Source organism: Caenispirillum salinarum AK4 (assembly GCF_000315795.1).
GTDB classification, from domain to species: domain Bacteria; phylum Pseudomonadota; class Alphaproteobacteria; order Rhodospirillales; family Rhodospirillaceae; genus Caenispirillum; species Caenispirillum salinarum.
In genome coordinates this window covers 1-20,916 of the sequence record NZ_ANHY01000013.1, presented here as the reverse complement: position 1 = coordinate 20,916, position 20,916 = coordinate 1, and the positions used below count along the sequence as shown (strand labels likewise).

Sequence of the window (20,916 nt, the reverse complement as noted above, 5' to 3'; positions counted from 1 at the left end):
ATGACCAAAGCAATTTACCTGTCGGCGGCGCGCAACCTGAAGGGCCGGCACCCGCGACGGCGCCGGCCCTGGGAGCATGAGCGCGCCGTTACTGGGCCTGACGGTTCCACCTCATGCCGGGCCCCATTTCGTCGGCCGTGATCTGGCCGTCGTTGTTGGCGTCCATGTATTGCATGCCGGGACCCATGTGGGCGGCGAACTCGTCCTGCGAGACGGTGCCGCTGTCGTCGGCGTCCATGCCGCGGAACATGAAGGCCCGGCGCTCCTGCATCATGGCCTGCATCTGGGCGGGCATCTGGTCCCAGTTCTGGGCGCGCCAGCCGAAGCCCTGCGGGCCGGCGTCGCTAAACTCCTGCTCGGTGATCTGGCCGTCGCCGTCGGCATCGAACAGCTTGAAGCGCTCACCGCGCCACGCCTGCATCTCCTCGGTGGAGATGGCGTTGTCGTTGTTGGTGTCGAGCTGCTGCATGTGCCAGCCGGGACCGCCGCCCATCATGCCGCCGCCCATCATGCCTTGGCCGGGCCCCATGCCCTGGCGCGGGCCGCCGCCCATGCCGGGGCCGCCACCGCCGCCGCCCTGGGTCTGCATGAAGCCGGCGCCGCCGCCCCAGCACGGGCCACCGCCGCCGAACCCGAAGCCCGGCCCCGGCCCGGCCGCCCAAGCGGCGGCGCCCAGGCCGACGACCACGGCCGACGCGGTGAGGATGGTCTTCAGGGTGCGTTTCATGATCGTCCTCCATCGGTTCCGGGTCCGGGCCGGAGCGGCCGCGCGGACCCTGTCTTGATGGTGACCATTATAAACCCGCGCCGGTAACCGGGGCATGTCGGCAGGCGGATGGGTTGGTAACACAGTGTAACGAGGGCGGGGACCTGAAGGGCGGAGGGGCATGGGCGGCCGCCCGAGATGCGTCGTGCAATGGTGGCTGATGGCTTCGGTGGGTCCCAGCTTCCGAGACTGCAAGAAAACCGGCGGACGTTTACCGAAGGAAGTGCGGCAGGATGGTTGGCAGCGGACGTGGATTCCTGCTTTCGCAGGAATGACGGGAATATTTTTATTTTTAATACAAGGTTTTGGATTAACCCATCACCCCGGCAAAGGCTGCGCTCCACCTCCGCCGTCGGACGCCCCGCAGCGCTCCCGTCGGAGGCCGACCCAGGGGGCGACATCCACCGCCCCCTGGGCCGACACGGCCCCTCACGCCTGCTTGGCGTCGATGATGGCGCGGCGGATGGCGCGGGTGCGCGTGAACAGCGCCTCCAGCGTCTCCGCCTCGCCGCGGCGGATGGCTCGTTGCAGGGCGGTCAGGTCCTCGGTGAAGCGCTGCATGATCTCCAGCACCGCTTCCCGGTTGTTGAGGAACACGTCGCGCCACATCACCGGGTCCGATGCCGCGATTCGGGTGAAGTCCCGGAAGCCCGAGGCCGAGAACTTGATGACCTCCTGCTTCAGGTCCTCCTCCAGGTCCGTCGCCGTGCCGACGATGGTGTAGGCGATGAGGTGCGGCAGGTGGCTGGTGATGCCCAGCACCTTGTCGTGGTGCTCGGGCTCCATCACCTCGATCCACGAGCCGATGGCCCGCCACAGCGCCGCCACCTTCTCCACCGCCGCCGGATCGGTGCCGGGCGGCGGGGTGAGGATGCACCAGCGGTCGATGAACAACTCGGCGAAGCCCGCCGCCGGGCCGGAATGCTCCGTGCCGGCGATGGGGTGGCCGGGAACGAGGTGCGCGCCCTCGGGCAGGATCGGCGCCAGGTCGCGCACGGTCGAGGTCTTGGTCGAGCCGACGTCGGAAAGAATGACGCCCGGCTTCAGGTTGCCCTTCAGCTGTTCGGCCACCTCCGCATAGGCGCCCACGGGCACGCAGACCACCACCAGATCCGCGTCCCGCACCGCTTCGGCGATGGTGGGCGCGGTGTCGGTGGTCAGCTTGAGCCCATGGGCGACCTCCAGGTGTTCGGGGTCCTTGGCCGTGCAGACGGTGCTGCGCGCCAGGTTGTGGTGCGCGACCGCGCGCGCCAGCGACGAGCCGATCAGGCCGATGCCGATGAAGGCGACGCGATCGAACAGCGGCGCGTCGGCGCGCGGGCCGGGCTGCGGTGCCGCGCCGGCGGGGGCGGGGGTGCGGAAGGATTCGCTCATCGCGCCCTCCGTTCGTCCAGGAAGGCCGCCAGCGCGTCGATGACGGCGTGATTCTCTTCGTCCAGGCCGACGGTGATGCGCAGCCAGTCGGGCAGGCCGTAGCCGCCCATGCGGCGGACGATCAGCCCGCGCGACCGCAGGAAGGAGTCGCAGGCATCGGCGTCGGGCACCTTCACCAGCGCGAAGTTGCCGACCGAGTCGGTGGTGTCCAGACCCATGTCGTGCATCTTCTGTTGCATCCAGGGCAGCCACACGTCGTTGTGCTGGCGCGACAGGTCGGTGAAGGCGACGTCCTCGATGGCGGCCTCGCCGGCGGCCAGCGCGGGGCTGGTCACGTTGAACGGGCTGCGCAGGCGGTTGAGGATGTCCACCACCTGATCGGGCGCGTAGCACCAGCCCAGCCGCGCGCCGCCCAGGCCGTGGATCTTGGAGAAGGTGCGGGTCATCACCACGTTGTCGTGCGCGTCCACCAGGTCGCGGCCGTCGGTGTAGTCGTTGCGGGTGACGTATTCGGCATAGGCCGCGTCCACCACCAGCAGGATGTCGTCGCGCAAGCCTTCGCGCAGGCGCTTGACCTCGGCGGCCGACAGGTAGGTGCCGGTGGGATTGTTGGGATTGGCGACGAAGACGATACGGGTCTTCTCCGTCACCGCCGCCAGCAGGTTGTCGACCGAGGCCGTCAGGTCCACCTCGGGCGCCTTCACGGGCGTCGCGCCGACGCTGAGCGTGTAAATGGAGTACATGAGGAACCCGTGGGCCGAGTACAGCACCTCGTCCCCCGGTCCGGCGTAGGCGCGGCAGAGCAGGCCGATCAGTTCGTCCGAGCCGCAGCCGCAGACGATGTTGTCGGCGGTCATGCCGTGGCGGGCGGCGATGGCGGCGCGCAGGCGGGTGGCGCCGCCGTCGGGGTATCGATGCAGGAACTCGGACGCGGCGCGATAGGCTTCGCGGGCGCGGGGGCTGGCGCCCAGCGCGCCTTCGTTGGAGGACAGCTTGATGACCTTGGAGACACCCTCGACCTTGGACTCGCCGGGCTTGTAGGGGGCGATGTCGAGGATGCCGGGACGCGGGGTCAGGCTGCTCATGGCGTCAATCCTGCTTTCAGCGAATGTTGAATGAAGGGGTCGGGAAACAAAAAAGAGGCGCGCGGCGGGGTGATCCGCCGGCGCCTCGTGTCCTGCCCGGGGCAGGGTCGGGTCAGACCGGCCGGGGCTGGGCGTAGGCGCCGATGACGTGGATATAGGCCACGTCGCCGGACAGGCGGTCGCGCGCGAACTGCAGGCGCGGATCGTCGACGGCGATGAAGTCCTCCACGGCGATCAGGTCGATGCGGCTGTCGGCCGTCACCTCGCGGGTGTCCCACAGGTGGTTGGGCGCCAGTCCGACCGCTTCCAGTTGGCTGCGCATGCCGGCGCGCGACATGTCGTTGGAGCATTCGATGGCGAGCACGGTGACGTCGTCGCCCGTGGCTTCCAGCGGCAGGCGGCCGACGGCCAGCGCCTCCAGCCCGTCGCCGCGCCCGGGTCCGGGGCCGTGGAAGGGCAGGCGGGCGACGATGCGCGGCAGGTCCGGCGAGGCGCCCACCAGCATGGTCCACCAGCTTTGCGCATCGTCCAGGTGCGGCATGGGCAGGATGCCGACGCTGACCTGCCCGTCCATCACCGCACGCGCCACCTGCCCGGCACTGGCATAGGTGTGGGTCTGGGTGTAGGCGCCGTACTGGTCGCGCGCCAGGGACAGATAGCCGGCGCCGCGCTCGGGCATGTAGACCGACAGGCTGAGCGGCGCCTGAAGAGCGGTCAGGGCCGAGATCATCTCGCGCCAGATGCGCACCATGCTGGCGGCCGGAAAATGCCCCTCGTGCCGGTCCAGCAGGCGGCGCAGGATGGCTGCCTCACGCGCCGGGCGCAGCACGACACCCTCGCCCTTGGCCGCGCGGATGCGCTCCACCAGCGCCGTGCGGTCCATGATCAGGTCATGGATGGCGTCGTCGATGCGGTCGATTTCCTGGCGCAGGGTATCCAGCGTGGCGGCGTCGTCGGTGGTCATGGCGGGCGCGGCAACCTTTGTGAAATGCCGGATAGTCTTACCGGCGCCCATGCGCGAAATCAAAGAAAACGTTGAAAGTCGACGGCGGCGGTCATAGTTTTCCAGCCTCCCGGCGGCCCGGTGCCGCGCGGGCGTTCGACAGTGCCGGAAGGACTTCCTCGCGGTGACCGATCAGGTGGACAGCCACGATACGCAGACGCAGGACGACACCGCCGCGGCCCGGGTGCCCGAGCGGGGCGCCGAGCTTCCGCGCGGCCAGGACCAGCGGGTTGTGCTGGGCCACGACAAGCCCTTGCGGCTGGACTGCGGCATCGACCTGGGGCCGTTCACCCTGGCGTATTCCACCTACGGCTCGCTGAATGCCGAGAAGACCAACTGCATCCTGGTCTGCCACGCGCTGACCGGCGACCACTTCGTCGCCGATCCGCACCCCACCACCGGCAAGCCGGGGTGGTGGCACCAGATCGTCGGGCCGGGGAAGATCGTCGACACCGACCGCTTCTTCGTCATCTGCATCAACGTGCTGGGCAGCTGCATGGGCTCGTCCGGCCCGGCGGAAACCGATCCTGCCACCGGCAAGCCCTGGGGCATGCGCTTCCCCGTCATCACCATCGGCGACATGGTGCAGGCCCAGGCGCGGCTCATGGACGCGCTGGGCATCGAGCGGCTGTTCGCCGTCATCGGCGGCTCCATGGGCGGGATGCAGGCACTTGAGTGGGCGCACACCTTCCCCGATCGCGTGTTCGCCTGCGTGCCCATCGCCACCAGCTACCGTCACTCCGCCCAGAATATCGCCTTCCACGAGGTGGGGCGCCAAGCCATCGTCTCGGACCCCGACTGGTGCGGCGGCGACTATCTGGAGCACGACAAGCGCCCCGAGCGCGGCCTGGCCGTCGCGCGGATGGCGGCGCACATCACATACCTGTCGGAGCAGGCGCTGCACCGCAAGTTCGGCCGCCGCCTGCAGGACCGCTCGACCATCACCTACGGGTTCGAGGCGGACTTCCAGGTGGAAAGCTATTTGCGCTACCAGGGCTCCACCTTCGTGGACCGCTTCGACGCCAACAGCTACCTCTACATCACGCGCGCCATGGACTATTTCGACCTGGCGGAGGAAAACGGCGGCCGCCTGGCCAACGCCTTCATGGGCACCAAGACACGGTTCTGCGTGATCTCCTTCAGTTCGGACTGGCTGTTCCCGACGTCCGAGAGCCGCGCGGTGGTGCATGCCCTGAACGCCGTGGCCGCCAACGTGTCGTTCGTGGAGGTGCAGTCCGACAAGGGCCACGACGCCTTCCTGCTGGACGAGCCCGAGTTCCACGAGACCCTCCAGGGCTTCCTGGACGGTGCCGCCGAACACCTGGGCCTGCCCCGCCGGGGCGAGGGCTGAGGCCGCGGCCGGAGGGAAGACACCGCCATGACGCACATCGACACCGCCAACCAGACGGTCGCCCAGGCCGGCACGGTCGCCGCCGCTGGCGCGCCGCCGGGCGCCAACGCCGGCATCCGCGTCGACCTTCAGCTCATCGCCAGCCTGGTGGCGCCGGAAAGCCGCGTGCTTGACGTCGGCTGCGAGGACGGCACGCTCTTGTCCTACCTGTGGCAGACCAAGCGCGTCGACGGGCGCGGCATCGAGTTGTCCATGGACGGCGTGCAGGCGGCGGTGGCGCAGGGGCTGTCGGTGATCCAGGGCGACGCCGACACCGACCTCAAGGACTACCCGGCCGGCGCCTTCGACTACGCCATCCTGTCCCAGACGCTGCAGGCCACGCGCAACCCGCGCGGTGTGCTGGAGGACCTGCTGCGCATCGGGCACCGCGCCATCGTGTCATTCCCCAATTTCGGCTACTGGCGCAACCGGCTGCACCTGGTCACGCAGGGGCGCATGCCGGTGTCGCGCTGCCTGCCGTCGCAGTGGTGGGCGACGCCCAACATCCACCTGTGCACCATCCGCGACTTCCGCGACCTGTGCCGCGAACTGGGGGTGACGGTGGAGGCGGCCTATGCGCTGGACAGCCAGGGCCGCAAGAGCCGCCTGTCCGCCGACGGCTCCCTCGCCAACCTGATGGCCGAACAGGCGCTGTTCCTGCTGCGGCGGAAATAAGGGGCCTCTACACCTCCTCGTCGTTCGGCATCCGGTCGCGCCGCACGCCGGCGGGGCGGGCGCCGCCGCGGTGTCCGTTGCGGAAGGGGTTGGGCACCACCGCATAGGCGCGCCGGCGTTCGGCGAGCTTGTGGGTGGGGGCGGCGTAGATCTGCTTGGCGGCCTCCACCACCAGCACGCCGGCGAACGCATCGGGCCAGCGCCAGCGGCCGAGCAGGTCCTCCAGCGGGCGGGCCCAGGCCAGCGCCACCCGCCATCGCACCGGCGGCATGTAGAGGGCCGCCCCCACCTCCAGCGGCGTGAACATGGTGTCGCGCAACAGCCGCGTGATCTGGCTTTCCGAGTAGGGGCGGCCGGTGCCGAAGGGCGTGCGCTCCATCCGGGCCCAGATGCCGCGCCGGTTGGGCGCGACGATGATCATGCGCCCGCCGTCGGTCAGGACGCGCCAGCATTCGCGCATCATGGCGCGCATGTGCTCGGTATGCTCAAGCCCGTGGGCGATGACGAGGCGGTCGATGGAGCGGTCGGGCAGGGGCAGTTCCGCCTCGTCGGCCAGCATGACCCGGTTGGCGCCGTCGGCCGGCCAGCGCATGACGCCCTGGGCACCCGGCATGGCCGCCAGCACGCGCTCGCTGCCGTCAAGGAAGGGGCCGAGGAAGGGCGTGGCGAATCCCACGCCCAGCACGCGCATCCCCCGCGTGTCTGGCCAGATGGCGCGCAGTCGGCGTTGCAGCAGCCGGCGCGACACCTGCCCCAGGCTGCCGTCATAGAAATCCCGCAGGTCGACGACGTCCATCCACATGACGCCGAGCTTACCACGTCGGGCCGCGTCTCACAGCATGTCGGCGCGCAGCCGTTCGCCCAGCACGATGGACGCCCGCACCAGCGCATGATCGACGCGGATGCTGCGGCGGTCCCGCAGCAGCGGCGCCAGCTTGGCCGCCAGCGGGTCGCCGCCGGCGGCGGCGTGCATCACGGCCTCGGTGTCCAGCTTCCGGCGCGACGGGTCGCGCAACGCCTTGCGATGGTGCGAGGCCTCGTGCGCGAGGCGTTCGATCTGCAGGATCTCCTGTACGGTAAATCCCCGCAGCCGCAGGGCTTGCAAAGTGCGATCGTTCAACATGGCGTTATCCTCCACGGCCCAGAGTACACCCGGGCCGCGCGTGGGGGCATTGATGGCGGTCACAATATCCATGAGGACTTTCGCTCCGCCCTTCGATCGCGGCGGCCGGTGGCGGCGGGGCCTGACGCGGGCGGCATGCGTTGATAGGGTGTGAGGCAAGGAACCCGACCCAACCAGCCAAGGAGGCCTTAAGTGTCCCGCCTGGAAATCGTGCAGATCCCGGTCCTGAACGACAACTACGTCTATCTGGCCCATGATCCCGAAACGCAGGCGACGGCGGTGGTGGACCCCGCCGTGGTCGCCCCGGTGATGGAGGCGCTGGAGCGCCGCGGCTGGCGGCTGACGCACATCCTCAACACCCACCACCACGGAGACCACACCGGCGGCAACCTGGAGATCAAGCAGGCCACCGGCTGCACCATCGTCGGTCCGCGCGCCGACGCCGGACGCATCCCCGGCATCGACGTCGAGGTGGGCGAGGGCGAGACGGTCCGCCTGGGCGAGGCCGAGGCGCGCGTCTTCGACGTGCCGGGGCACACCAGCGGGCACATTGCCTACTGGTTCGAGGACAGCGACGCCCTGTTCTGCGGCGACACCATCTTCTCGCTGGGCTGCGGCCGCATGTTCGAGGGCACGCCGGAGCAGTTCTGGGACAGCTTGTCCAAGCTGCGCGCGCTGCCCGACGACACGCGCGTCTACTGCGCCCACGAGTACACCCAGGCCAACCTGCGCTTCAGCCTGTCGGTGGACCCGGACAACACGGTGCTGCGCGACCTCGGCACCGAGATCGAGCGCCTGCGCGCCGAGAACCGCCCCACCGTGCCGTCGCTTCTGGGCGTGGAGAAAGCGGCCAACCCCTTTCTGCGCGCCGACGACCCGGCGCTCGCCGACAAGCTGGGCTTGGCTGGCGCGCCGCCGGAGCGGGTCTTCGCCGAGGTGCGGGCGCGCAAGGACAGCTTCTGACGCTGGGGCGCGGCCCTGCTCAGGCGCTGCAGCTTGCTCCGCCGAGCACGCAGAACCGGGCGCAGTGGGGGTGGTTGAGGGGCACCGTCTTCTCGCTGCCCTGCAGCGTCGCGCCCAGTTCGAAGCGCGGATCGTAGGGCAGCAGGGTGCAGGCGACCACGGCCGGCCGCTCGGCGCCCTTGCGCTTGACGATCATGCGGGACGACGCGCACATCACGTCCGACGGTGTCTTGCCCAGGATGCCCCAGCAGGCGGTGGTGATCTCGGGCACGTCGGCGCTTTCATCCATTTCCGGGAACAGCACCAGCCGCGCCGGATCACTGGCGTCGATGCGGATGCCCTCGCGCGCAAACAGGTCGGCATAGCCCGCGCGCTCGGCCTCCAGCGGCTCGCCCCAGCGCGTGCGGCCGGCGACGGCGATGGAAAAGCCCTCGTCCGACAGCCACTTCAGGCCATCCATGGCGGTGGCGAAGGTGCCGGGGCCGCGTTCCTCCTCATGGTGGAGGGCGGAAAAGTGGTCCAGCGAAACGCGCAGCTCCAGGGCATCGCCGAAGCGGTCCCGCAGGTCCAGGAGGTCGGCCCGCTTGTGCGTCATGGGCTTCATGGCGTTGGTCAGGACCAGCGCGCGATGGCCCGCGGTCAGCACCGCGTCGAGCATCTCGATCATGTCGGGGTTCATGAACGGCTCGCCGCCGGTGAACCCGATCTCGGTGGTGCCCATGTCCAGGCGGCGGGCCTCCGCCAGGTACGGCATCAGCTCGGCGGTGGTGATGTAGGCCAGGTGGTCGTTCCTGGGGCTGCTTTCGATGTAGCAGTGGGCGCACTCGATGTTGCAGAGCGTGCCGGTGTTGATCCAGAGCGTATCCAGGCGCTCCAGGGTCACGGTGGCACGGGTTTCGCCCTTGGCGGTGACGCTTGGGTCGGAAAACTTGTGCGGCGCTGGGCCGGCGGAATGAAGGTCGGTCTTGCGGCCGTCGTCGGGCACGGGCGGCTCCCTGGCTGGCGGTCGTCGGTGTGTTTCTGATTACGAACACCATGGGGGCCCGGACCGCCCGGCGCAATTCACGGCTGCGTGTGGGATTGCGAATTTTCCGTTGCCACGCGCCCTCTTGCGCGGCGGCGCGGCTGCGCCTATAACTGTGTCCCTGCCGCGCGATGCCGCGCCGGACGCGGGTGTAGCTCAATGGTAGAGCAGCAGCTTCCCAAGCTGACGACGGGGGTTCGATTCCCCTCACCCGCTCCAACGTTCCCCTGACATTGCAGCCCAAGTCACTCCGCCGCGTCGGCGTCTTCCGGCGGGTTGGAGAAGTAGGCGCGCGAGGTCCCGCAGGCCTGGCATTCGGCGAAGAACGCGCGGCCCTGCTTGCGCACCCGGGCCGGCTTGCCGCAGGCCCCGCAGGTGGCCTGCGCCTTCGTGTTGCCGCCGCAGGCGCCGCACTTGAAGTAGTAGCCGTACGGCCCCCAGAGAATGCGCAGGTCCCCGCCGTCACCGCACTTGCCGCAGGTGTGGGTTGGTTCTGGCGGAGTTTTGGCCGGCCGGCGCGGCGTCTCCGGCGCCAATTCCGGCTCCGACCGCAGACCGAAACCAGGCCAGGGCGAAGGCTCCACCACCGGGGGCGCATCGGTGCCGACGGGGCGGTGATTTTCCACCAGGAAGGTGGCGATGCTGTCCATGTCTGCGAGGCGGAACTTCGGACGACTGTCGAGCAGGCTCAAGCTTGGCTTGTATCCCTTGTATATGCTGCGCACGCGATCGACCACCTCGTCGGCCTTGCAGATGCGCGGATCGAGGGCGCCCCGCTCGCAGGTGATTCGGCCGTTGTCCGAGATGGCGACGAGGACGTCGTAGGTCCGTCCGCCAAGTCCCTGCTGAATACCGAAAAGGGTGCCTATCACCTCCTCGCGCCGGTCCTCAAAGATGTCCTTCAGAAAATCCGTTTGTCGTTCCGCCTGGAGGATAGGCGAGCCCATTCCCTTGCGCTGGCCCTTGAAGGTGCGGCACCAATGGCCGTGACGGTCGATATGGACGGTGTCGTGGACGCTCTTGCTCTCCACGATAATGAAGCCGTAGGGGTGCAGGATCAGGTGGTCGATCTGGACGGCGTCGTCGTCATGCTCCAACCGGATGCCGTTCAGCACGTGGAACTTTTTGTCCCGGCCAAATCCGCGCTTCAGGTAGAAGGCCAAAGCCTTCTCCGCCTTGTGCCCCGCCACCGAAAACCGGTCGGCGGCGGGCACATTGTCGAGTTCCTTCAAAATCATGTCGCCTCGTCCACTTCGTCCTCGCGCCTCGGCTCGTTTATTACGGGCATGGCTGGCGAGTCGCAACCAGACGAACGTCATGGGTCGGAGGGGCCAGGGCGGTCGACGGTCGGCGTCAGATCACCCCCTTCTTGCGATACATCGCCAGTTCCTCGTCCGTCAGGCCGCAGAGCTTGCCGTAGATCTCGGCGTTGCCCTCCCCCAGTTCCGGCCCAAGGCTTTCAACCCGGCCGGGCGTGTCGGAGAGGCGGGGGACCACGTTGGGCACCACCACCTCGCGGCCGCCTAAGCTCGCCTCCACCGCGCGGTGAAGGTTGCCGCGCGCGGCGAAGTGGGGGTCTTCGAAGATGTCGGCGATGGTGTTGATGCTGCCCGCCGGAACCTCCTCGGCCAGGCACGCCTCCATGACGGCCGCACGGGTGTGGGTGCGGGTCCAGGCGGTGACGGCGCCTTCCACCTCCTCGCGGTGAGCCAGGCGGTCGGCGACCGCGGCGAAGCGTTCGCCCAGGTCGGGGCGCGTCATGGCCCTGGCGAGGCGGGCGAACATCTTGTCGTTGGTGCACGCGATCGCCACCCACGCCCCGTCGGCGCATTCGAAGTGGCCGTGCGGGCAGGCGTTGAGCGTCGCCACGCCCTCCGCCCCGCGCACCGTGCCTTCCCAGGCATAGCGCGGGGCCAGTTCATCGAGCACGCGGAAGACGCTTTCATACAGGCCGATGTCGATCATCTGGCCCTTCCCCGTGGCCTGCGCGTGCCGCAGCGCCACCAGCACGCCCACCGCGCCATAAAGCCCCGTCATGTAGTCCCCCAGAGACGTCGAGCCCGGCGTCACCGGCGGCCCGTCGGGCATTCCGGCCAGGTGCGTCAGCCCGCCGACGGCATGGGCGATGCGGGCGAAGCCGGGGCGCTGGGCATAGGGGCCGTCCTGGCCGTAGCCGGTGACCCGCAGCATGACCAGTCGGGGGTTGACGGCGCGCAGGTCCTCCCACCCCAGGCCCCATTTTTCCATGGTGCCGGGGCGGAAGTTCTCGCACACCACGTCGGCCTCGCGCGCCATCTGGCGGAACAGCTTCGCTCCCTTCGGGTCGCGCAGGTTGAGCGTCACCGAGCGCTTGTTGCGCGCCTCCGACAGCCAGGCGAGGCTGTCGCCGCGATCGGTCATGGTGCCGAAGCGGCGGAAGGGGTCGCCAGTGCCCGGCTGCTCCACCTTGATGACCTCCGCCCCGAACTCCGCCAGGATCGCGGCGGTGTAGGGTGCTGCGATGAAGGTGGCGCAGTCCAGCACGCGCACGCCCGCAAGCGGCAGGGGCGCGGGGGCGGGATCGGCGGCGGGATCGGCGGTCATGGCGGAGGGTCCTTGGGCGGTGTGTGGGTCCGGGGCGGGCGATCTTGCCCGTATCCGCAACGCCCGCGCAAGCTATCCGCCGCCGGCCCGCCACAGGCGCCAGGCATAGACGGGCAGGGCGGCCGCCTCCCAGGCCACCGCCGCCCACCAGCCCGGGCCGAAGCGGCCGGGCGCCGGCGCCGGGGCGGGGACGAGCGTCACCGCCAGCCGCCGCCGCCGGGCCAGCGTGCGGAAGCACCACAGCGCCCGCGGCATGTGCGGTCCGTCGGTCACCACCAGGGCGCAGCGCCAGCCGCGCCGCTTCATCTCGGTCAGGCAGAAGGCGGCGTTCTCAAGCGTGTTGCGCGCCGCGTCCTCGCGCAGGACGGCCGTGGGCGGAAGGCCGTGATCGGCGGTCAGGTGCATGGCGATGAGGTGCGCTTCCGTCGGCGCGTCGGCCGGCCCGGACGCCTGTCCGCCGCTGGCCAGCACCACCGGTGCACGGCCTGCCCGCCACAGGGCGCCGGCGTGGTCGGCGCGGCGCAAAAGCGCGGCCGAGGGCGTTCCGTCGGGCCGCACGGCGGCGCCCAGCACCACGATCACGTCGGCGGTCGGAAAATCCCCAAGGGAAACGCGGTTAGGCGGCGCATCAGTCATGGACATTTGGTAGTAGAGCCTCCATGATCGGCGCTCGCCTCGCAACCCCGGTCGCGCCCGGCCGCAGTATAAAGTCCTTCGAGCCAAGAGATGGCCTCCGTCACCGGCATCACGCTGTTCCGTGAAAAGACCACCGTCCACAGCTTCTCCTTCGACGCCGGGTCGGAGGGGAACGCGGCGGCGATGTCCATTCGGTCCAACCGCATCGCCATGACGCTGAAGGCTCCCGACGTGACCGAGACGGTGGTTGTGCGCGGACAGAACATCCCCTCCACCCTGCGCTGCGCGGCCATGGTGGTGGAAACGTTCACCCGCAATCCCCTGGTCTTCCGCAAGGACGACGCCGTCGATTGGGCGGACAAGTGGGAGAACCGCCAGTCATCGTACGAGCGGAAGTTCGTGCCGGAAAGCTGGGTGTCGCTGCACCACGCCGGCACCACGCTGTTCTCCACCAACACCTCGCGCCACATCGACGCGCTGGAGGCGCTGGCCCAGGGCGGCGACATCAACGAACAGCTGGTGCGCCGCGTCAGCCAGACCCTGTTCGGCCGCGACGAGGAATTCGTGGTGCAGCACGACAGCCAGACGGCGGTCGTGTTCACGCCCTTTTCCAGCTATCACCGCGCCGCCATCCTGGAGCGCCGGGGCGGGCGCACGGGGTCGTTCGCGGTGTCGGTGCACCACCCGCCCAAGCCCAAGAAAAGCGTGCGCTACGACACCTTCATCCACTTCTGCGCCGACCTGATCGAGGCCGTGAACGTGCGCATGTTCCTGGAGCGCATCAAGGCCATGGTGGAGGAGAACCGCATCTCCGGTCCGCCGATCACGCCGGCCCAGGTGCAGGCCGCCATGGACCGCCGGCGCGAGCTGGTGGCCTACGTCAACGCCTTCGAGCGGGCGAACAAGGTCTCCTACCGGCCCGAACGGCCTGAACTTTTCTAGCATCCGGGCGCCGTTTCGGCGCATCATGAGGGTTTGGCGGCGGCCCGTCCCGGCCCGCGCCCGCCGTGTCCGGACAGTCTGGTGAAGCCATGGAATACAAGAACAGCCGCGACGTTCTTTTCGAGTCCCTGGAATTGGAGGACCGGGCCGTGGTTGACGTCGGTTGCGGCGACGGCGGCTTGGCCCGCGCTATCCGCCGCGCCGGCGCCGCCCGCGTGATCGGCGTGGAGTGCAGCCCGCGCCAGCTCGACAAGGCCCGCGCCGCCGAGCCGGTGGACGGCGTCGCCATCATCGACGGGGTGGCCGAGGCGCTGCCCGTGCTGGCCGGAACCATGGACGCGGTGGTGTTCTTCAACAGCCTGCACCACGTTCCGCCCCAACACATGGACACCGCCATGGCCGAGGCCGCCCGCGTGCTGCGGTCGGGCGGGCGGGTATACTGTTCGGAACCGCTGGCGCAGGGGCCGTTCTACGACCTGTGCAAGGCGGTCGACGACGAGCGCGAGGTGCGCGCCCAGGCGTGGCGGGCCCTGCACGACGCCCACCGCGCCGGCCTGCACGTCGAGCGCGAGACGGTGTTCATTCACGTGGTGCGCCTGAAAAGCTTCGAGGCTTTCCGCGACCGCATCGTTTCGGTCAACACAGAGCGCGAGGCCCGCTTCGACGCCCGGGAAGGCGACCTGCGCCGCCGCTTCGAGGACCTGGGGCGGCGCACCGAAGAGGACGACGGCTGGCTGTTCGACCAGCCCACCCGCGTCACCGTCCTGTGCAAGGAGCGGCGCGAGGACTGGGACCTGCACGCCCACGCCCGCGGGATCTGACCGCATCCTGGGGTGCTCCCGCCCAAACGCCAAGACCCCCTTCGACGCAGGTCGAAGGGGGTCTTGTCTTGTCTGGGCGAACGGACGAGGGAAGGACAGTACCCTGAGCTTCGGAAAAGGCCCCGCCTAAGACGAAGGCAGTAGAAGATCATGCAACCCAGATCGATCCATCCGCGACTTACCACGGGTTGCGGTACTGCTAAGCCCCCCAGTAGAAGGTGTTTCTACTTTCGTGTCCAGAAATCTTTACGCCTACAAAGACAACTTTAGGTATGTGCCAATAATGCACCCCCAGGTACCATGCTTCGGTCACTGCCTCCTCCGCGGGAGGCGCGATTGAAACGAAGGGGGGTATCCTCATGAGTGATCCTTACTTGGGCGAGGTCCGGCTGTTCGCCGGCAACTATGCGCCCCACGGCTGGGAGCTGTGCAACGGGCAGCTTCTGAACATCTCCACCAACACGGCACTGTTTTCGCTTCTCGGGACCAGTTTCGGGGGCGATGGCGTGACGACCTTCGGGCTGCCGGACTATCGCGGCCGCATGAACATCCATCCGGGGCAGGTCTACGGGAACCAGGGAACCGACTACTCCGTGGGCCAGAAAGGCGGCTTTGAGACCGTGACGGTGACCACCAGCCAGTACCCGGCCCACACCCACCAGGTGATGGCCCACGCCGCAGCGGAGGCCACCGCGGACTCGCCGCAGAACGCCTACCCGGGCACGGTGCCGGCCAATGGGGCGAACATCTACAAGAACGGGGCCACCAACGTCGCGCTGAACGCCGCGGCGGTGACCAATTCCAACGGCGGCGGCCAGTCGCACGTGAACATGCAGCCCACCGTGGCGATGAGCTACATCATTGCCACGGTCGGCACTTACCCGTCGTGGTCCTAGGAAGGGGGTTGTACCATGTCTTATGCCTATATCGGCGAAATCCGCCTGCTTCCGTACGGCTTCGCCCCCTACAACTGGATGGCGTGCGAGGGGCAACTGCTTTCGATCCAGCAGTACACCGCGCTCTACTCCATTATCGGCATCACCTATGGCGGTAACGGCACGACGAACTTCCAGCTTCCGGAGATGCGCGGGCATGTTGCCATGGGCACGGGGGTTGGTCCCGGGCTGACGCCGCGCTCGATCGGCCAGGATGTTGGCTTCGAGAACGTGGCCCTGGGTTCCTCTCAGGTCCCGCCGCACACCCATGCGATGACCGCGTCGACGACTGCCGCGGACGTCAAGTCGCCGACAGGCAACGTCTTCGCCGAGGGCGGGAACCTTTACATCAACGCGCCGGCGACGGGCAAGGTGGCCATGGGAGCGCAGATGATCAGCAGCGTCGGCGGCGACGGCTCGACCGGCTATGCCAACGCTCACCCGAACATGGCGCCGTACCTCCCGGTACAGTTCTGCATCTGTGTCGACGGCATCTACCCCTCGCGCTCTTAAGGAAGGTGGAACACCATGCCTACTGAACCGTTTCTCGGCGAACTCGCCCTCTATCCGTACAATCAAACCCCGCAGGGCTGGCTGCGTTGCGATGGCCAGACGCTGCCGATAAATGGCAATCAGGCACTGTTCAGCCTGATCGGAACCACCTTCGGCGGTAACGGGACGACCAACTTCCAACTGCCGGACCTGCGCGGGCGCTGCGCGCTCGGGGCGGGCACCGACCCTCACAGCGGCACCCCGTTTCCGCAGGGCCAGCCCGGCGGGCAGGAGATGGTGACCCTGACGCTGGACCAGGTGCCGGCGCACAACCACACCGTGGAAGCGGTGGCGGCGAACGGCGGGACGTCGACGCCGGCCAACACCACCCTCCTGGCGCAGGGGAATGCGAGTTCGTTCGGGAGCGTGACGCCCTTCCAGGCCTACTCCACCCAGCCGCCCGACCAGCAGATGGGCGGCGGCATCATCAGCCCCGCCGGCGGCGGGGCCGGGCACTACAACGTGCAGCCCTTCAGCGTGATGGCGTGGTTCATCGCGATTAACGGCGCTTACCCCCCGAGAGACTAAGCACCAAGGTCGGCGGCCGGGTCATCCGGCCGCCGATGCTCCGCCATCCCCCCCAGCAGGCTTGCACCGATGCATGTTTTTCCCGACGGCCAGGTGGCCGGATTCCGTTTGCGGCCCCAGCGCGACCAGGACGACATGCCCTTCCTGGTTTCCCTCATGTCCAGCGCGCGGGAGGCGGAGCGGGCCTTCTTCCCCGGCGACGCAAGCCATTGGCGCATGCTGATGGACCAGCAGGCCAGGGCCCAGACGCACCACTACCGCGCCGCCTATCCCGGCGCATCCATGGACATTCTGGAACACGACGGCCAGGGCGCCGGCCGCCTGTGCCTGCACCAACGGAACGACGCGATCCTGGTCCTGGATATCGTCATCATCCCCGGCCTGCGCGGGCGCGGGCACGGCGGCGCCATCCTGCGGGCCGTCATGGACGCCGCCGCCGGGCGCGGCCAGGCGGTGCGCCTGCACGTCATCGGGCACAATCCGGCCCGACGCCTGTACGAGCGCCTGGGCTTCCGCACGGTGGGGGACGACGGCCTCCGCCTGGCGATGGAATGGCGCGCCCTGCCGCATTGACCGGCCGCCGCGATCGCGGCCCGCCAGCCCCGGCCGCGCATTTGGTCGTAGGCGCCGCTATGCCGTTCATCCTGGTTTTCCAGGCCGCACGCCTTCTGCATACTATTTTAAACCTATGGATGCGCGCAGCGATTCAAGGTAACGTAAGTTTGGTCGCGGCGCGCGCGAATCTGTCTATTCGCGCAACTGTCTTGGCGGTATCCGCCGGCCAGACAAGATTTCAAGGGACCGTGGCCCTCGCGCCGACGGTCCTTGCGCATGGGCGTCCCTGGCCGGGGCGCGTGCGCGAGCAGGACGACAGGCCATTCCACCGGCGGTAGGCCGCCGGCAACGCAAGAACAGATGCCGGCCGCGGGGCAGGGTGCCGCGGCACCAGGGGAAATACAGGGGAGCCGGTTTCATCGGAACCGGAACAATCAGCAAGGGTCCCAGCCGCCATGAACCAGATCGTCAAGCCCACCCGCGCCGCCCGCCGCCTGAAGGACAGCATGATGTCCCACGCCGCGCCAATCGCCATCGCGCTGGAACCGCGCTACATGTTCGACGCCGCCGGCGCCGCCACGGGCGTGGACGCCGTGCGCGAGGCGACGGCCGAGGCCGTGGCGGCCGAACACGACGGGACCGCCGATAACCATGATGGTGCTGTCGATGCCGCACTGGACGCGGCGGCGCGCGCCCATCAGCCGCCGGGCGAAAAGGACGAGCGGCGGGAGGTCGTCTTCATCGATGCCGGTGTGGAGGACCATCAGGTTTTGGCGAACGCCGTTCGTGACGGTCTGGAAGTTGTGGTCCTGGAGGCGGGTCAGGACGGGCTGGCGCAGATGGCGGCTTGGGCAGAAGGACGAAGCGGGTATGACGCCGTTCATGTCCTCTCTCACGGGGCCGAGGGCACCATTCGTCTTGGTACTGTGACGCTGACGTCGGAAAATCTGACCGGCCGCGCTGCTGATCTCGCCGCGCTGGGCAAGGCCCTGGCCGAAACCGGCGACATCATGCTGTACGGATGCATGGTCGGCGCCGATGCCGGTGGTCAGGAGTTTCTGGCGGAACTGTCGGCGGCGACGGGCGCCGACGTCGCCGCGTCCGACGACCGGACCGGCGCGGCGAACCTTGGGGGCGATTGGGACCTGGAGGTCGCGCGAGGCGCGATCGAAACGTCGGAAATCGCCGTCGCGCACTTCGGCGACGTGCTGGACCTCACCGGTGGATCGGTGCAATTCGTTTTCGATGATGGGTCCGCCAATGGTCAACCCATCGGGACCTACACCATAGGTAATCCCGACGAATTCACTAATGGCCAGTGGACCATGGACGTCGATAGCGTGAATGCGTCCCAGGGGACCGTGACATGGACCCTAGCGGCAAGCTCTGGCATCGCAAATGGATCAGCATTCTTTGTGAATTTGTCTGGAACGAATTTTGTGGGCATCGACTCCCTCAGCCTGGTGTCTGGCCCGTCGAACTTGACGTCCGGCAGCGCGAGCATGATACGAGTCGACGCGGACACAATACGGGTCAGTTACGCTAGCGGCACCCAAGTTGGCGGTTCTCATTCTGTTATGACGTATACGATCAACTTGCTCGGCGGAAACGCCAATCCCACCGTCGCCGGCCTGCCGACCGATGTAGCGGTGACCGAGGAAACGGCGAGCAACCTCGACCTTTCGGCGGCCACGGTGAGCGACGACGATGCCGCCGATATCCTCACGGTCACCCTGACGGCCAACTCGGGCACAATGACCGCTTCCAGCGGCGGCAGTGTCACCGTCGGCGGGTCGACCACGGGCACCCTCACCCTCACCGGCACGGCCGCCAACATCGACACCTACCTGAACACGGCGTCCAACATCCAGTACACCGGCGCCAGCAACGTCAGCGGCGACAACGCCGCCACCGTCACCGTCACGGTTCAGGACAACGCCGGCAGCCCCGTCGTGAACGCGGGCACCGTGAACCTGGACATCACCGATATCAACGATGCGCCCACCGTCAGCGCCAATGCCAGCCAGCCCACCGGCGGCTTCACCGAGGGCGGCGCGGCGCAGCAGCTGTTCAACCTGGACAGCATCTCCACCATCGAAAGCACCCAGACCGTCAGTTCCTTCGCCTTCTCCGTCGGCGGCCTGCAGGACGCCGCGTCCGAGGTGGTGACCATCGGCGGCCAGGACTTCGCCCTGAACGGCAGCGGCGGCACGGTGAGCGGCCACAACGTCAGCATCTCCGGCGGCACGGTGACGGTGACCTTCGGCACGGGCCAGTCCACCGCCAACGCGGTGTCGTTCATCGACGCCATCACCTACAAGAACACCAGCGAGAATCCCACCGGCGGCAACCGCACCTTCACGCTGAACGCGGTCCGCGACTCCGGCGGCACCGTCGGCACGGGCGCGGCCGACACGGTCAACCCCAACCTCGTCCGCACCATCGGCGTGACGGCGGTCAACGACGACCCGACGGCCACGGGCCTGCCCGGCGGCCCCATCGCCGCGCCCGAGGAAACCGCCACCAACATCGACCTGTCGGCCCTGACGCTGTCGGACGTGGACGGCGACACGACGGTGACGCTCAAGCTGGGCGTGACCAACGGCACCCTGGCGGCCTCCACCGACGGCGGAGTGACCGTGGGGGGCACGGGCACCGCGATGACCCTGACGGGCACCGTCAGCGCCATCAACGCCTATCTGGATACCGCGTCGCGCATCCAGTACACCGGCAACACCAACCACGTCGGTGCCGACACCCTGACGGTGGCGGTGACCGACAACGGCAACACGGGCACCGGCGGCGGCGGCGACGTGGCGCTGGGCAACATCACGCTCAACGTCACCAACCTGAACGACGACCCCACGCTGACCGGCCTGCCGTCGGACGTGACGGTGACCGAGGACCAGGGCTCGAACCTGGACCTCTCGGCCGTGACGCTGGGTGACGTCGATCCCTCCGACACCCTGACGGTGACGCTGACCGCCAGCGCCGGCACCATGGCCGCCACCACGGGCGGCGGGGTGACCGTGGGCGGCACGGGCACGGGCACGCTGACGCTGTCGGGCTTGGCGTCGGACATCGACACCTTCCTGAACACCGCCAGCAACATCCAGTACACCGGCGCCTCCAACGTCAACGGCGACAATGCGGCGACCATCGCGGTCACCGTCAACGACGGCGCGGGCAGCGGCGACATCAACGCCGGCACCGTCAACATCGACATCACGGCGGTGAACGACGACCCGACGGCCACCGGCCTGCCCGCCGGCCCCATCGCGGCACCCGAGGAAACCGCCATCAACATCGACCTGTCGTCCCTGGCCCTGTCGGACGTGGACGGCGACACGACGGTGACGCTCAAGCTGGGCGTGAGCAACGGCACGCTTTCGGCCACCGGTGTCGCCGGCGTCACAGTGGGAGGCAGCGCAACCGCGCTGACCCTGACGGGCACCGTCAGCGCCCTCAACACCTACCTGGATACCACGACCAACATCACCTACACCGGCAACACCAACTACGCCGGCACCGACACCCTGACGGTGGCGGTGACGGACAACGGCAACACCGGCACCGGCGGCGGCGGCGACGTGGCGCTGGGCACCATCACGCTCAACGTCACCAACCTGAACGACAACCCGACGCTGACCGGCCTGCCGTCGGACGTGACGGTGACCGAGGACGTGGCCTCGAACCTGGACCTTACGGCCGTGACGCTGGGTGACGTCGATCCCTCCGACACCCTGACGGTGACGCTGACGGCCAGCGCCGGCACCATGGCCGCCACCACGGGCGGCGGCGTGACGGTGGGCGGCACGGGGACGGGCACGCTGACGCTCCAGGGCTCGGCGGCGGCCATCGACACCTTCCTGAACACCGCCAGCAACATCCAGTACACCGGCGCCTCCAACGTCAACGGCGACAATGCGGCGACCATCGCGGTCACCGTCAACGACGGCGC

20 protein-coding genes, 1 tRNA gene and 1 pseudogene are annotated in these 20,916 nt (G+C 68.5%); 12 read left to right on the top strand and 10 right to left on the bottom strand.

All coding sequences use genetic code 11. From position 1 onward, the window contains the following. Positions 1–88: 88 nt before the first annotated feature. From C882_RS23315 to C882_RS13170, 4 genes are all read right to left on the bottom strand, one after another. Positions 89–727 carry an EF-hand domain-containing protein gene (locus C882_RS23315; protein ID WP_009541116.1) on the bottom strand — a complete coding sequence of 213 codons (639 nt, stop codon included), beginning with the start codon at positions 725–727 and terminating at the stop codon, positions 89–91. A gap of 468 nt (positions 728–1,195) precedes the next feature. Next, a complete protein-coding gene (locus C882_RS13180) occupies positions 1,196–2,140 on the bottom strand; it encodes a prephenate/arogenate dehydrogenase family protein (RefSeq protein WP_009541115.1) in 945 nt (314 codons plus the stop codon). Beyond that, a complete protein-coding gene (gene hisC / locus C882_RS13175) occupies positions 2,137–3,225 on the bottom strand; it encodes a histidinol-phosphate transaminase (protein ID WP_009541114.1) in 1,089 nt (362 codons plus the stop codon). The genes C882_RS13180 and hisC overlap by 4 nt, the downstream gene beginning before the upstream one ends. Positions 3,226–3,337: 112 nt before the next feature. Next, on the bottom strand, positions 3,338–4,189 hold the full coding sequence (locus C882_RS13170; protein WP_009541113.1) for a chorismate mutase: 852 nt from the start codon (positions 4,187–4,189) through the stop codon (positions 3,338–3,340). Between the two features lie 223 nt (positions 4,190–4,412). Between C882_RS13170 and metX the strand changes: the two genes are divergently transcribed. Both metX and metW read left to right on the top strand, forming a co-directional pair. Next, on the top strand, positions 4,413–5,579 hold the full coding sequence (metX, locus tag C882_RS13165; protein ID WP_052000163.1) for a homoserine O-acetyltransferase MetX: 1,167 nt from the start codon (positions 4,413–4,415) through the stop codon (positions 5,577–5,579). Positions 5,580–5,606: 27 nt separating this feature from the next. Further along, complete coding sequence (gene metW / locus C882_RS13160; protein WP_009541111.1) at positions 5,607–6,293, top strand: methionine biosynthesis protein MetW; 687 nt, start codon at positions 5,607–5,609, stop codon at positions 6,291–6,293. Between the two features lie 7 nt (positions 6,294–6,300). Here the strand turns inward: metW and C882_RS13155 are convergent, their stop codons facing one another. Together C882_RS13155 and C882_RS23310 are read right to left on the bottom strand one after the other, a co-directional pair. Beyond that, positions 6,301–7,095 (bottom strand): class I SAM-dependent methyltransferase, encoded by a 795-nt coding sequence (locus C882_RS13155; RefSeq protein WP_152415329.1) that lies wholly within the window; start codon positions 7,093–7,095, stop codon positions 6,301–6,303. A gap of 30 nt (positions 7,096–7,125) precedes the next feature. After that, positions 7,126–7,416: a hypothetical protein gene (locus C882_RS23310; protein WP_009541109.1), complete on the bottom strand. Its 291-nt coding sequence runs from the start codon at positions 7,414–7,416 to the stop codon at positions 7,126–7,128. Between the two features lie 192 nt (positions 7,417–7,608). On the opposite strand from C882_RS23310, the gene gloB reads away from it, so the two are divergent. Next, positions 7,609–8,379: a hydroxyacylglutathione hydrolase gene (gene gloB, locus C882_RS13145; RefSeq protein WP_009541108.1), complete on the top strand. Its 771-nt coding sequence runs from the start codon at positions 7,609–7,611 to the stop codon at positions 8,377–8,379. 19 nt (positions 8,380–8,398) lie between these two features. On the opposite strand, the gene C882_RS13140 is transcribed toward gloB, so the two are convergent. Continuing rightward, the gene (locus C882_RS13140; RefSeq protein WP_009541107.1) at positions 8,399–9,364 is read right to left on the bottom strand and encodes a radical SAM protein; all 966 of its coding nucleotides are present in this window, start codon (positions 9,362–9,364) and stop codon (positions 8,399–8,401) included. A gap of 184 nt (positions 9,365–9,548) precedes the next feature. Here C882_RS13140 and C882_RS13135 point away from each other — a divergent pair. Continuing rightward, a tRNA-Gly gene (locus C882_RS13135) sits at positions 9,549–9,622 on the top strand. 26 nt (positions 9,623–9,648) lie between these two features. Here C882_RS13135 and C882_RS13130 read toward each other — a convergent pair. From C882_RS13130 to C882_RS23305, 3 genes are all read right to left on the bottom strand, one after another. After that, on the bottom strand, positions 9,649–10,635 hold the full coding sequence (locus C882_RS13130; RefSeq protein ID WP_160166791.1) for a nuclease-related domain-containing protein: 987 nt from the start codon (positions 10,633–10,635) through the stop codon (positions 9,649–9,651). Positions 10,636–10,756: 121 nt separating this feature from the next. After that, entirely contained in the window at positions 10,757–11,986 is a 1,230-nt protein-coding gene (locus tag C882_RS13125) for a CaiB/BaiF CoA transferase family protein (RefSeq protein ID WP_009541105.1), read from the bottom strand. Positions 11,987–12,058: 72 nt separating this feature from the next. Then, positions 12,059–12,628, bottom strand: coding sequence for a YdcF family protein (locus C882_RS23305; RefSeq protein WP_009541104.1), 570 nt, complete (start codon positions 12,626–12,628; stop codon positions 12,059–12,061). A gap of 84 nt (positions 12,629–12,712) precedes the next feature. On the opposite strand from C882_RS23305, the gene C882_RS13115 reads away from it, so the two are divergent. From C882_RS13115 to C882_RS13085, 8 genes and pseudogenes are all read left to right on the top strand, one after another. Then, positions 12,713–13,564, top strand: coding sequence for a hypothetical protein (locus tag C882_RS13115; RefSeq protein WP_009541103.1), 852 nt, complete (start codon positions 12,713–12,715; stop codon positions 13,562–13,564). Between the two features lie 89 nt (positions 13,565–13,653). Next, the gene (locus C882_RS13110) at positions 13,654–14,385 is read left to right on the top strand and encodes a class I SAM-dependent methyltransferase (protein ID WP_009541102.1); all 732 of its coding nucleotides are present in this window, start codon (positions 13,654–13,656) and stop codon (positions 14,383–14,385) included. 359 nt (positions 14,386–14,744) lie between these two features. Next, positions 14,745–15,281 (top strand): phage tail protein, encoded by a 537-nt coding sequence (locus C882_RS13105; protein WP_043645531.1) that lies wholly within the window; start codon positions 14,745–14,747, stop codon positions 15,279–15,281. A 15-nt stretch (positions 15,282–15,296) separates the two neighbouring features. Then, a complete protein-coding gene (locus C882_RS13100) occupies positions 15,297–15,833 on the top strand; it encodes a phage tail protein (RefSeq protein WP_009541100.1) in 537 nt (178 codons plus the stop codon). 15 nt (positions 15,834–15,848) lie between these two features. After that, positions 15,849–16,400, top strand: a complete 552-nt coding sequence (locus C882_RS13095) for a phage tail protein (RefSeq protein ID WP_009541099.1) — start codon at positions 15,849–15,851, stop codon at positions 16,398–16,400. A gap of 69 nt (positions 16,401–16,469) precedes the next feature. After that, positions 16,470–16,973, top strand: a complete 504-nt coding sequence (locus C882_RS13090) for a GNAT family N-acetyltransferase (protein WP_009541098.1) — start codon at positions 16,470–16,472, stop codon at positions 16,971–16,973. 437 nt (positions 16,974–17,410) lie between these two features. Continuing rightward, positions 17,411–18,079 (top strand): annotated as a pseudogene (locus C882_RS25815) (DUF4347 domain-containing protein); the annotation flags it as partial. Between the two features lie 453 nt (positions 18,080–18,532). Then, a partial coding sequence (locus C882_RS13085) for a beta strand repeat-containing protein (protein ID WP_236262685.1) occupies positions 18,533–20,916 on the top strand: 2,384 nt, incomplete at its 3' end.